Annotated in this window: 11 protein-coding genes and 1 tRNA gene; 6 read left to right on the top strand and 6 right to left on the bottom strand. The window is 54.5% G+C overall.

From position 1 onward, the window contains the following. Positions 1-236: 236 nt before the first annotated feature. From accC to aroQ, 3 genes are all read right to left on the bottom strand, one after another. Complete coding sequence (gene accC / locus FLS37_RS10750; RefSeq protein ID WP_157669931.1) at positions 237-1607, bottom strand: acetyl-CoA carboxylase biotin carboxylase subunit; 1371 nt, start codon at positions 1605-1607, stop codon at positions 237-239. Between the two features lie 72 nt (positions 1608-1679). Continuing rightward, positions 1680-2135: an acetyl-CoA carboxylase biotin carboxyl carrier protein gene (gene accB / locus FLS37_RS10745; RefSeq protein ID WP_157669930.1), complete on the bottom strand. Its 456-nt coding sequence runs from the start codon at positions 2133-2135 to the stop codon at positions 1680-1682. Between the two features lie 58 nt (positions 2136-2193). Continuing rightward, positions 2194-2646, bottom strand: a complete 453-nt coding sequence (aroQ, locus tag FLS37_RS10740; protein ID WP_157669929.1) for a type II 3-dehydroquinate dehydratase — start codon at positions 2644-2646, stop codon at positions 2194-2196. Positions 2647-2861: 215 nt separating this feature from the next. Here aroQ and queA point away from each other — a divergent pair, with 215 nt between their 5' ends. Beyond that, on the top strand, positions 2862-3899 hold the full coding sequence (queA, locus tag FLS37_RS10735; protein WP_157669928.1) for a tRNA preQ1(34) S-adenosylmethionine ribosyltransferase-isomerase QueA: 1038 nt from the start codon (positions 2862-2864) through the stop codon (positions 3897-3899). A 16-nt stretch (positions 3900-3915) separates the two neighbouring features. Here queA and FLS37_RS10730 read toward each other — a convergent pair whose 3' ends face one another. After that, positions 3916-4656, bottom strand: coding sequence for an ABC transporter substrate-binding protein (locus tag FLS37_RS10730; RefSeq protein ID WP_157669927.1), 741 nt, complete (start codon positions 4654-4656; stop codon positions 3916-3918). A 200-nt stretch (positions 4657-4856) separates the two neighbouring features. On the opposite strand from FLS37_RS10730, the gene tgt reads away from it, so the two are divergent. The 3 genes from tgt to FLS37_RS10715 all read left to right on the top strand — a co-directional run bounded on the left by tgt (position 4857) and on the right by FLS37_RS10715 (position 8100). After that, positions 4857-5969: a tRNA guanosine(34) transglycosylase Tgt gene (gene tgt, locus FLS37_RS10725; RefSeq protein ID WP_157669926.1), complete on the top strand. Its 1113-nt coding sequence runs from the start codon at positions 4857-4859 to the stop codon at positions 5967-5969. Between the two features lie 198 nt (positions 5970-6167). Continuing rightward, positions 6168-7526, top strand: coding sequence for an HD-GYP domain-containing protein (locus FLS37_RS10720; RefSeq protein ID WP_157669925.1), 1359 nt, complete (start codon positions 6168-6170; stop codon positions 7524-7526). Between the two features lie 124 nt (positions 7527-7650). Further along, positions 7651-8100: a bacteriohemerythrin gene (locus FLS37_RS10715; protein WP_157669924.1), complete on the top strand. Its 450-nt coding sequence runs from the start codon at positions 7651-7653 to the stop codon at positions 8098-8100. A gap of 24 nt (positions 8101-8124) precedes the next feature. Here FLS37_RS10715 and FLS37_RS10710 read toward each other — a convergent pair whose 3' ends face one another. Continuing rightward, positions 8125-9060 (bottom strand): NAD-dependent epimerase/dehydratase family protein, encoded by a 936-nt coding sequence (locus FLS37_RS10710; RefSeq protein ID WP_232522567.1) that lies wholly within the window; start codon positions 9058-9060, stop codon positions 8125-8127. A gap of 19 nt (positions 9061-9079) precedes the next feature. Here FLS37_RS10710 and FLS37_RS10705 point away from each other — a divergent pair, with 19 nt between their 5' ends. Together FLS37_RS10705 and FLS37_RS10700 are read left to right on the top strand one after the other, a co-directional pair. After that, on the top strand, positions 9080-10102 hold the full coding sequence (locus tag FLS37_RS10705; protein WP_157669922.1) for a CDP-6-deoxy-delta-3,4-glucoseen reductase: 1023 nt from the start codon (positions 9080-9082) through the stop codon (positions 10100-10102). A gap of 53 nt (positions 10103-10155) precedes the next feature. Further along, positions 10156-10231: transfer RNA gene (locus FLS37_RS10700), tRNA-Thr, on the top strand. A 216-nt stretch (positions 10232-10447) separates the two neighbouring features. Here FLS37_RS10700 and FLS37_RS10695 read toward each other — a convergent pair. Next, positions 10448-12331, bottom strand: coding sequence for a reverse transcriptase family protein (locus FLS37_RS10695; protein WP_157669921.1), 1884 nt, complete (start codon positions 12329-12331; stop codon positions 10448-10450). Positions 12332-12579: the final 248 nt, after the last annotated feature.

Genomic DNA, 12579 nt, shown 5'->3' with positions numbered 1-12579 from the left:
CGCAATGCTAGGACGATTTTGAGTCGATGACAATGAATCCAATCTCAGTGTAAGTAAATGATGTTTTACTAATAAAACTGGCGGCAAAATATGTCTAGATCAGTTCGATGCCTTCGTGGGGTATATGTCTAGACATCTTGATTTTATTGACCTAGGTTAATATACCCATGCTTTGTTTATGAAAATAAAAAAGGGCAGCGAAGCTGCCCTTTTTGTGATTGTTGCAATTGTGCTGATCAAGCTTTTTTGCCTTCAATCGCCAAGCGAATCTCGTCCATATGGTGTTCCAGATAATGAATGCTGGTGCCACCTTTGATAAATGCTTTGTCCAATAACAATTGCTGGTGCAATGGAATATTGGTTTTAATGCCTTCAACGACCATTTCCGACAAGGCAATCCGCATCCGCGCCATGGCTTGCTCGCGCGTATCGCCATAAGTGATGATCTTACCGATCATACTGTCGTACGTCGGCGGAATCGTGTAGCCCTGATACACGTGCGAATCGACGCGAACGCCGGGGCCGCCTGGCATATGCCATTTGGTGACTTGGCCTGGGCTTGGAATAAATTTCAGTGCGTCTTCGGCATTAATCCGGCACTCAAAGGAATGGCCTTTGAGCTTGACGTCTTCCTGTGTGTAACGCAATGGCAAGCCCGCAGCAACGCGGATTTGCTCCTGAACGATGTCGATGCCGGTAATCATTTCGGTCACCGGATGCTCAACCTGAACGCGGGTATTCATTTCGATGAAATAGAATTCACCGTTTTCGTACAGGAATTCAAACGTACCCGCGCCACGGTAGCCAATCAAACGACACGCCGCCGCGCACGCTTCACCGATACGCTGGCGTTGTTCTTCGGTGACGCCTGGAGCTGGTGCTTCTTCGATCACTTTTTGGTGACGGCGCTGCATCGAGCAATCGCGCTCGCCCAGATAAATCGCATTGCCGTGCTGGTCGGCCAGGATCTGGATCTCAACGTGACGCGGCGTTTGCAGAAATTTCTCCATATACACCATCGGATTACCAAAGAACTGATTGGCTTCCTGCTTGGTGAGTGCCACCGATGAGAGCAAATCTTCTTCGGCGTGCACCACGCGCATCCCGCGGCCACCGCCACCGCCAGCGGCCTTGATAATAACGGGGTAGCCGACTTCGCGACCGAGGCGCAAAATTTCGGCTTCGTCGTCAGGTAAACCGCCTTCCGAGCCAGGTACGCACGGCACGCCAGCTTTTTTCATCGCATCTTTGGCGGCAACTTTATCGCCCATGATGCGGATTGATTCGGGTTTCGGGCCGATAAAGACAAAGCCGGATTCTTCAACGCGCTGCGCAAAGTCAGCGTTTTCCGACAGAAAACCGTAACCGGGGTGAATTGCTTGCGCGCCGGTTACTTCGGCAGCGGCGATCAAACGCGGTACGTTCAAATAGCTTTGCGCGGAAGGATTGGGGCCGATACACACCGATTCGTCGGCCAATTTGACATATTTGGCTTCGCGGTCAATTTCAGAGTGCACAACAACGGTTTTGATGCCCATTTCGCGGCAGGCGCGCAAAATACGCAAAGCAATTTCGCCGCGGTTAGCGATTAATACTTTTTCAAACATTTTCAAACTCCGTGAGGAGTGAGCTGGGTGCAAGCAACTTGCAGTCGCTCTCACGCACCACGCATCACAGAATTAGCCAATAACAAACATCGGTTCGCCGTATTCAACCGGCTGGCCGTTTTCTACCAGAATCGCTTTGATCACGCCTGAGTGTTCAGCTTCGATTTCATTGAGCAGCTTCATCGCTTCGATAATGCATAGCGTGTCACCTGCATTCACCGACTGACCCACTTCAACGAAAGACTTCGCGCCAGGGCTGGATGAGCGATAGAAAGTACCGACCATCGGTGATTTTTGCACATTGCCTTCAACAACTGGCGCAGCAGCTTCGGCTGCAGGTGCTGCAGCAGGCGCAGGTGCCGCAACGGGTGCAGCAGGAATTTGATATTGCATAGGGGCTTGCATATAGCCGTGGTTGGCTACGCTACGAGTGATGCGTACCTTCTCTTCGCCTTCGGTCACTTCCAGTTCGGCGATGCCCGATTCTTCAACCAGGTCGATGAGTTTTTTCAGTTTACGCAGATCCATTGATGCAATCCTCTCTGTAATAAAGGTGGAGATCAAAGCTTTTATAAGCTTATTGGTGTTATTGGGTTTTGAGCTTCTTGATCGCGAAGGTGAGTGCGAACTCATATCCTTGCGCGCCTAGGCCGCAGATCACGCCAGTGGCGAGATCGGAAAAATAGGAGTGATGCCGGAATGCTTCGCGAGCATGCACATTCGATAAGTGCACTTCAATAAACGGGATTTTTACGCCAGAGAGTGCGTCACGCAGTGCCACGCTGGTATGGGTAAAAGCCGCCGGATTGATCACGATATACGATACACCTTCGGTGTAGGCGGTGTGGATGCGCTCGATCAGTTCATATTCGCGATTGGACTGGAATGTGCTGACTTCGATTTGATGGCTTTTGCCCAGATCGACCAGGTTTTGGTTGATCGAATCAAGTGTAACGTTGCCATAGTGCTGCGGTTCACGCAGCCCAAGCAGGTTCAGATTGGGGCCGTGCAGAACCAGGATTTTGTCGTTGGACGACATAAAGCAATCCTTATATTCGCTGTGAATCGTCGGAGTTTGCCGCAACTTCGGCGAACTTGTCCAGAAAAAGCCGAGAAAATATTTAATTGGCTTGGTGCTTACACAATTGAAAGCTTTTGAAAAATTCTGTTACATGAGGATTGGCGCGGGTTACATGGCGTTTTGCTGATATAATCGCGACGATTTTTTATCCTGGCTTACGGCGTGCGTGCGCGATGCAAATTTCAGATTTTGATTACGATTTACCCGAACAACTGATTGCCCAGTTCCCCCCACAAACCCGGGGTGCAAGCCGGTTGCTGCATGTGGCAGGTGCTGCGCTCGACGATCGGGTTTTTACCGAACTCCCGGCGCTCTTGCAAGCGGGCGATGTGCTGGTGTTTAACGACACCAAGGTGATCAAGGCGCGGCTATTTGGTGAAAAAGTCAGTGGCGGCAAGATCGAGGCCCTGATTGAGCGCGTACTGGGCGAGCATCAGGCTTTGGCGCATATCAAGGCGTCTAAAGCGCCCAAGCCCGGCAATCTGCTGCATTTTCAGGGTGGTTTTATTGCCGAAATGAGCGAGCGCCAGGGCGATTTGTTCAAGCTCGATTTTTCTGCCGCGCATCCGGATTTAACCGTGCTGGATATTCTGGAACAATCCGGCCTGCTGCCCTTGCCACCGTATATTACCCATGTACCCGATGAGGAAGACGCCAAGCGCTATCAAACGGTGTACGCGCGCGATCCGGGCGCGGTGGCTGCGCCGACGGCGGGCTTGCATTTTACCGATGATTTGCTCGAACAATTGCGCGTAATGGGTGTAAAAACCTGTTTTCTCACCCTGCATGTCGGTGCTGGCACTTTTATGCCGGTGCGCGTGGATAATATTGCCGAGCACGTGATGCATCACGAGCGCTACCGGATTCCGGCTGACACGCAAGCGGCGATTCGTGAAGCCAAGGCGCAGGGGCGGCGGGTGATCGCGGTGGGCACCACATCGCTGCGCGCGCTGGAAGCGTCGTCGCAAACGGGCTTGCTGGCTGAGCCCGAGGGCGATACCAATATCTTTATCAAACCCGGCTATCAATTCAAAGTGGTTGATCGTTTGATCACCAATTTCCACCTGCCCAAATCGACTTTGCTGATGTTGGTGGCGGCGTTTGCCGGTTTTGGCACGATGCGTGCGGCGTATGCCCACGCCGTAGCGCAGCAGTACCGCTTTTTCAGTTACGGTGATTCGATGCTACTTGAGCCTGAACAGGGCGCTTGAGGCGGGTATTGAAGGCTTAAGGCATTGCCGACCAGTGGGTGAAAATCTGCTGGTCTTCGCCTTTTTTCTGCATGTCCTGCCAGCCCTGATCAAAACTGCTGGCCCATTGCTGCGCTTTGGCCGCTTTGGGGTTGAAAGCAATATACAGTGCCGACTGGTCTATCTGGCCCCAATCGCGAATATGCTTTAATTCGGCCTTGTCCAGCTGCTTGCTCAATGTCGCCAGTGTGCCTGCCGAAAGCAGCATAAATTCAATATTGCCAGCCGAGAGCTGGCGCAAATTGGCCAGCTCGCTGCTCGACTCCACTTTCAGCAGGCCGGGCTGGCTGAGCATTTTATCGGGGTATTCGTATCCAGCCGTTAACCCGACTCGCTTTCCAGTCAATACCCCATAGTACAGCTCGGCAGGAGCTGCAAGCTTGCTATTGGCGATCAGATGCAGCTTCATCACCAGATACGGGTGTTGCGGCCAGACAAACTGCGGTGTGCGTTCCCGGTTTTTGCCTACGTCCAGCATCGCGTCGTACTGGCCTGCCAGCGTCAGCCGCAGGCAGCGATTGTAGCTGCCGCTGATAAAGCTGGTTTCTACGCCGGCTTTTTTAAATGCGGCACGCACCAGATCAACCGAAGCGCCCACTGCCAGACCTTTTTGACTGAAGGAAAATGGCGCCCAGTCATTTTCGGCGCAAATCCTGATGGGCGCAGCATGGGCTGTGGCGGTGAAGGCGAGAAGGGCAAGGGCGGGGAGCAGGCGCATTGTTTGGCAGGACTCTTAAAGAACAAAAAAAGCTGGGCACTAGGGGAGCGAACACTGGCAATTTTAGATTATTTCGCTGTTTTTAGCCTAATGTTTTGTTTTTATTGAGCAATATTGCGCTTGCCATCGGCCTTGTGCGCCGTTAATCTTGCCGCCTCGCGCTGGACTGTGTCTCCGGCTGCTTTTTCAGGATGTTTTTCATGCAATTCGAACTCAAAACGACCAGTGCCGGCGCGCGCCGTGGCACGTTAACGCTCAATCATGGCGTGGTGCAAACGCCGGTGTTTATGCCGGTAGGCACGTATGGCACCGTCAAAGCGATGACGCCGCGCGATCTGAACGATATTAAAGCGCAGATTATTCTAGGTAATACCTTCCACCTTTGGCTGCGCCCGGGTCTCGAAGTCATCGAGCAATTTGGCGGCCTGCATCAATTTATGGGCTGGGATAAGCCGATGTTGACCGACTCGGGTGGTTTCCAAGTATTTAGCTTGGGCGCGATGCGCAAGATCACCGAAGAAGGCGTTAAATTCCAGAGCCCGATTAATGGCGACAAGTTATTTCTGACGCCAGAAGAATCCATGCGCATCCAGAAGGTGCTCAATTCTGATGTGGTAATGATTTTTGATGAATGCACGCCGTATCCGGCCGATCATAAAACCGCAGCTGAATCGATGCGCCTAAGCCTGCGTTGGGCGAAACGCTCGAAAGATGAATTTAACAAGCTGGAAAATCCGAACGCGCTATTTGGCATTGTGCAAGGTGGCATGCACGAAGACTTGCGCAATGAGTCGCTGGCAGGTCTGAACGAGCTGGATTTTCACGGTATGGCGATTGGCGGCTTGTCGGTCGGCGAGCCCAAAGAAGAAATGGAACGCATTCTGGCGCACACCGCGCCGCAACTGCCGGTGAACAAGCCGCGCTACCTGATGGGTGTCGGTACGCCGGAAGACTTGGTGTTTGGCGTCAGTCAAGGCATCGACATGTTCGACTGCGTGATGCCGACTCGCAATGCGCGTAACGGCATGCTGTTTACCCGCTATGGCAATGTGAAGATCAAGAACGCGCATTACAAGAAAGATATGCGCCCGCTCGACGAGAGCTGCGATTGCTACACCTGCCGCAACTTTAGCCGTGCCTATTTGCACCATTTGTTCCGTAGCCAAGAGATTTTGAGCTCGCAGCTCAATACCATCCACAATCTGCATTACTATCAAGTGCTGATGCAAGAAATGCGCGATGCGATCGAAGCGGATCAATTCCCGCAGTTTGTGGCCAAGTTCAACGCTGATCGGGCGCGTGGCGCAGATTAATCCAGAATAAAACCAAGCAAGAGCAATCAGACGGCGACCCTAGGGTCGCTGTTTTCATATGGGGTATATCTCTGTAGCGGTTACTCTATATTTTATACAGAGCTATACCGATGGTATGTATTTGGGCGGAGCAAATACGCCTCGATTCGTCTGGGCGCAATTGTCTATTCTGGAAACTTCAACAAGCAAGGTGCGTGTATGAGCGAATCATTGAAACTGGCGGAACTCCTGGGCGCGTTGTCCTACGCGCTGGATATGACCGAAGGCCAGCCCGAAGGCCATTGCGTGCGTTGCTGCTGGATTGGCGTGCATATCGGCAAGCAGATCGGCATGAGTGAGCAGGCGCTGTGGGAGCTGTATTACACCTTGCTGCTCAAAGATCTGGGCTGCAGCAGCAACGCCGCGCGGATTTGCGAGCTGTATCTGACTGACGATCAGAGCTTTAAACGTGATTTCAAGCTGGTCGGCACCAATCTCTCGCAAGTGCTCGGCTTTGTGTTCGAGCACACCGGGCGCAATGAAAGCTGGACCAAACGCCTGACGGCGATTCTGAATATCATGCGCAACGGCGACACGATCGCCAACGAGCTGATCCAGACGCGGTGTGATCGCGGCGCGCGGATTGCGCGGCAATTGCGTTTCCCCGAATCAGTGGCGCTGGGGATTCATTCTCTCGATGAGCACTGGAACGGCAGCGGCCGACCAGACGGTTTGCAAGGCGAGCAGATTCCGCTGTATGCCCGCATTGCTTTGCTCTCGCAGGTGATCGACGTTTTTCAATTTTCGCATGGCCCACTTGAGGGGAAGGCAGCTGCGCTGAATGAAATCCGCCAGCGTGCCGATTTCTGGTTTGACCCCTTGCTGGTGGCGGCGTTTGAAAAAGTCGCCCTTGACGATACGTTCTGGCAAACGCTGGCTGACCCGCAGATCGCGCAAGCCGTGCTTGAGCTTGAGCCTGCACAATTTACCGTGCCGCTCGATGATGACTACATGGACGAAATCGCCTCGGCTTTTGGCCAGGTGGTTGACGCCAAAAGCCCGTTTACCGCCGGCCACAGCGAGCGCGTCGGTTTTTATGCCGATCTGATCGCGCAGGAGCTGGGTTTTGATGACCGGCGCCGTAATTGGGTCAAACGCGCTGCGCTATTGCACGATGTCGGCAAGCTGGGCGTGAGCAGCGCCATTCTGGAAAAACCGGGCAAGCTGACCGACGACGAGTTCCGCGCCATTCAGCAGCATGCACGTTTAAGCGAGGAGATTCTGGGCAAAATTGCCCAGTTTGCCGACTTGGCCTTTGTCGCCGGCGCGCATCACGAACGGCTGGACGGCAATGGCTATCCCCGCCGCCTGAGTGCGCCCGATATCCGGCTGGAAACGCGCATTATCACCGTGGCCGATATTTTTGATGCCATCAGCGCCGAGCGCCCATATCACGCGGCCAATTCACCGGAAAAAACCATCGAGATCATGTCCGGCATGGTCGGCAACGCGATCGACCCAGCGTGCTTTGCTGCGCTCAAAACCGTGCTGGAGCGCGAGCTGGCTGGCGTGTTGTAGCAAGACCTTGCCACGGAATGGGCTGATCTGGCGCTTTGTTTGATGCAAATCAAAATGGTACTTGGTGCTCTGGGCAGTATGCAGGCTACACAATAGCCAGCGTTGACTGGTAAGGAGTACGAGTATGAGCCTGCTTATCGAATGGAATGAATCGTTGTCGGTTGGCATTCAGGAAATCGACGAACAACACAAAGTGCTGGTCAACCTGCTCAATGAATTGCACGATGCGATCCGCCACCACCATGGCCGTGATGCCTCGATTGCCGTGCTGCAGCGGCTGGCCGATTACACCCGCACCCACTTTACGGTAGAAGAGAGCCTGATGCGCATTTTGGGCTACCCCGAATACGAGACGCACAAAGCACACCACGAAGACCTGATCAGCCAGATGAACGATTTGCAAGCGCGGCTGAATAATGGCGAAGCGGTGTCGTTCGAGCTACTGCATTTTCTGCGCAATTGGCTGACCAATCACATCATGGAAGGTGATCAGCGCTATGTGGAGCATTTCCTGTCACGCGGCGCGCAAAAAAGCTGGCACAAGAAAAGCTGGCTGGAGCGCTTCTGGTCTTGATAGGGTATATGGCAGCAGATCAATCTAGTATTTGCTCGTAGCAATATACCTGCCTTGATTGGCGTGGAAGAACGCTTCAGTCGTCGGGTATCGCAGCCGCCAGCGCAATTCACGTTTGGCGCGCTGATTACTCAGCCGCCGTGACTCATTCATATACGACCACATCGTTGGCGAGAGCTGGCTTTGCGCAGTTTGGCGGCTGAGCTTGGGCACGCGGGGCAGGGTGGTAAAGTCGGCAACTTGGTCAAACCACTCGCTCATCGTGTGCGGTGCATCGTCGACAATATTGTAGCTACGCTGCGGCAGGCCGCGAAACAGCGCCAGGCAGACGGCATGCGCCAGATCATTGGCATGAATATGATTGCTGACGCTATCTTCGCTGGCGATGATGCCGAGCTCGCCCCGCGCAATACGCGCAGTGGGCAGGCGATCGAGCGCATAGATCCCCGGCGCGCGCAGCAGGCACACGCGGCGCGGCGCTGATCGAGTCTGTGCCCATTGCCGTAACTGATTCTCCGCGTTGATGCGGCGCAGGGCGCGGCCAGTGCTGGCCAGCTGCGGCGAAGTTTCATCAATCCACGCGCCGCCATGGTCGCCGTAAACCCCGCTGGTGCTGATATAGACGATGCGGCGCTGTGCTAAAATCGCGTTTTGCGGGGCGAGCGCGCCGCAGGTTCGCGGCAGCGAGAGCGTCGCCAGCAGGCGGCGAGTGCGCAGGTCAGCTTTGTCTTCGCCCGGTGGCGTGCTGTGGATAATCAGATCGGCCAGACCTGCCAGGCGCGATAAAGTCCGGCGCTGATCCAGATCGGCGATGATGGGGTGGATGCCCAGGGTATGCAGCTGCAGCGCTTTACCAGTGCTGCGTGCAGTGGCATACACCTTGAAGCGCTGCAGCAGCCAGGGCAGCGCCCGCCGAATAACGTCACCGCAACCAATAATTAACAAGCGTTTTTTTCGCACAAGTCGGAAATCCAAAAGAATGAGCAAGCAACTTATCATTGAACCTTCAGGTCAGCAACTGAGCGTGTTTGACGGTGAAACCCTGCTAGATGCAGCGATGCGCGAGGGCTTTAATATGCCCTATGGCTGCAAAAATGGCTCATGCGGCGCGTGCAAAGGTAAGGTGCTGAGCGGCGAAGTGGCGCACGGCGATCATTCGGCCAGCGCCTTGAGCGAGAGCGAAGTAGCGCAAGGGCTGGCGCTGTTCTGCTGCGCCACGCCAGTGAGCGACAGCGTGAGCATCGAATGCCGCGAAGTCACCGCCACCAAAGACATCCAGATTAGAACGCTACCAACCCGCATCGAGAAAATCGACAAGGTGTCGCACGACGTGGCGGTGCTCACGCTCAAGCTGCCATCGACCGAAAGGCTGCAGTTTCTGGCTGGCCAATACATCGACATCCACACCAAAACCGGCAATAAACGCAGCTTCTCGATTGCCAACGCGCCGCATCAGGAAGGTTATCTCGAATTGCACATCCGCCATGTACCGGGTGGTGAGTTTTCCGGCTATGTGTGGGAGACGATGAAAGAGCGCGAGATTTTCCGCTTCACCGGCCCGCTGGGCAGCTTCTTTTTGCGCGAGGACAGCGATAAGCCCATTATCTTTATCGCCACCGGCACCGGCTTTGCGCCGATCAAAGGCATTATCGAACACGCACTGCACCACAACACCCAGCGCGAAATGGTGCTGTACTGGGGCTGCCGCTCGCTCGATGATTTGTACATGCCTGCCGTACCGTCCGACTGGCAGCAGCAACACCCCAATTTCACCTTTATACCGGTGCTCTCCGCGCCCAAGCCGCAAGATCAATGGCAAGGCCGCACCGGCCTGGTTCACGAGGCCGTCTTGGCCGATTTTGCCAATCTGGCGCACTACCAGGTCTACGCCTGCGGCGCACCCGTGATGGTCGAGGCCGCAGTGAAAGGCTGCGTCGCCCAAGGCCTGCCGGCCGAAGAGTTTTACTCGGATGCGTTTTTTAGCAGTAAAGATTTAAAATAAGCGGTTATAGTGCTTGCGTATTTTTAAAAATAGTGTAGAATGCGCAGCTCTTAGCCGATGTAGCTCAGTTGGTAGAGCACCTGACTTGTAATCAGGGGGTCGCGAGTTCGATTCCTGCCGTCGGCACCAAGAATATAAGGGTTCCAGTTTTTTAGCTGGAACCCTTTTTTCGTTGGCGCTCGGAAAAAGCCGTTTTATGGTTACAATTCTGGTTACACTTGGCGAAGGCTAGCAGATCACTTATTATGCTTTAGCAGCTAAGCGCTGCCACTCAGCACCGAGACACAGTCGGCAATGCAATCGTGGTGGTGAGTGAGGTGGTCTTGCTGCTTTCTGCGCTTGCCGTCATTCAATCTGTTGCCACAGCCATCGGCAAACAATCAGTACCAGTACAAACCCCCACCAACTGAATTTGCGTTTTTGCATGCAATACCAGACCCAGACAATACTGCCTGCCGAGAGCAAGTAATTGCTCGATAGCAGGCCGATCAGCATTAACGCCAAAAAAGCTGCGGCGATTTGCAGATATATGCTGACCGGTGTGTTGGCATGGGCAGCTAGCGGCGGCGCTTGCTGCTGTTCGAGAAGCACCACATCTGGGTCGGCTGGGATCACTGCGCGCTGGCTGTTTGGCTGCTGCGCTGATTGTTTGGCCTGCTGGTGCTGCTCTTGAGTTAGCTCAATAATGGGTATTGCACGCTGTGCCATTTGAGTAATGCCCTTCGGGGCAATACCCTTGCTGCTGGCCGTGCGAAAATCGCGGTAGTAGCTACTGCGGGCGGCTTCTGGTGCAGACCATTTCAGTTGCGCGGCATGTACTCGGGCCAGTAGCGGGCGGCCTTTTTCGGCATCCACCATCACGATAAATTGCGCGTAGCCCGCTAGCGCAGCCAATACATTTTCGTTTCCATTCCAGTGCTTGCCGGTTGGCCCCGTTTGCTCAACTTGAAACAGCACCGCCCGAAAGCGGCGCAAAGTTTCGCGGCAGACTGCAGGCCGCTGATTGACGACAATGCCGGTGACTTCTTGCCGTGCATGGCGGCGCATCACTTTTTGTTTGTCGGGGTGCAGCGTAAAGCCTTCTTCCCGAATCACTCGCTTGGCTTGCCATAATAGGCGCGGTAATTGGCTATCGTCTGCCGCAGAAAAAGTCATGTCGTCGGCGTAGCGGGTATAGCGAAAACCCAAGCGCTGCGCCAGCGCACTAAGCCGCGTATCGAGCCTGCGGCATAGTAAATTGGTCAGCGCGGGGCTAGAGGGCGCGCCTTGTGGCAAACGCCGCACGCCGGTTTGGACAAAATAGTGTGCGCCGTCGACCGCCACTTCATCGCACGGCGTTTCGCTGCAAATCAGCGCCAAAATCGTCGCCAACTGCTTGGAATAGCCCATAGACTGGAATAGGCCCGATACGCGCTGCCAGTGTATAGATGGGAAGAAATCTTGTAAGTCGAAGTTGACCACCACCGCCTGTCCGGTGTGTGGCGTGGCATTGCTAACGATCGAGCGCCCAGCGACAAAGCCTTGCGCTGCGGCGTGCACTGGTAATTTCAGCAAAATTTGCTCCAAAATCCAGTATTGCAGTCGTTTCAAGCGCGGCATCGGCGCAGAAATCAGCCGCACCCCGCCGGTTTTTTTGGGTACAGTAAAACGCCGGTAGTGACTGATTCGCGTGACATTGCGGCTAAAGCTCAGAAAACGCAGCTCGGCTACCGTCACCCCCATCGCTTGTGCCAAGGCGGCGACGCTGCTGAAATGAGGCAGGCCCTTGCTTGCCAGCCGCGCTTCATCGCTGCGCGGATCAGCCAAGCCTTGCGATACGTCTTCACCCAAATAAGTAATATCGTTTTGCTGCTGCGTATGCCAAGCGAGCGCGCGATCATAACGGCGTTGCGCTTGCTGGCGGCGGGTGACTTCGCGCTTTTCTCGCGCTAGACGCATTCGCTCCTTCCGCATGGCTTTCAGTGCCGCTTGCGGCTCTTCCACTTGATGCAGCTGCTGGCTTAAATCGTGCAAAGCACGCACCAGCTCACCTTCGCGTTCGATCAATGCAAGGGCAGCGGCTTGCTCGGGGGACGGCTCATCTTTGGGCCAGAAGCCCTGACGGCGCATTTCTTCTAGAATCACCTCGTCCTTACTGCTGTTGCGCATGCGCTGCAAAATGGCTTCGCGGCTATTGGGCGGCTGGGCAGAATTGGACTGATTCGGATTGGACTGGCTCGGCTGGCTCATAATTTAAGCCGGGACAAGCAGTACACCTTAGTGTCTGGCTCGAATGAGCTACCCGTCGTCGTCATTCCCGCGTAGACGGGAACCAAAAAGCACGGCCAGTATCACCGATAAAAACCTTTCGGGATGACTGACATTTCAGGGGTTTATTTCGAGCCAAATCCTAGATACCGCTTACATCAGCAACTCGGAAGGGTGTGGCAGGGTTCTCATCGAAGAGCCTGTAAGACTGGACTGGTCCACTCGAAGCC

Source organism: Chitinibacter sp. GC72 (assembly GCF_009760905.1).
Lineage (GTDB): Bacteria > Pseudomonadota > Gammaproteobacteria > Burkholderiales > Chitinibacteraceae > Chitinibacter.
This window is presented reverse-complemented; position numbering and strand designations above follow the sequence as displayed.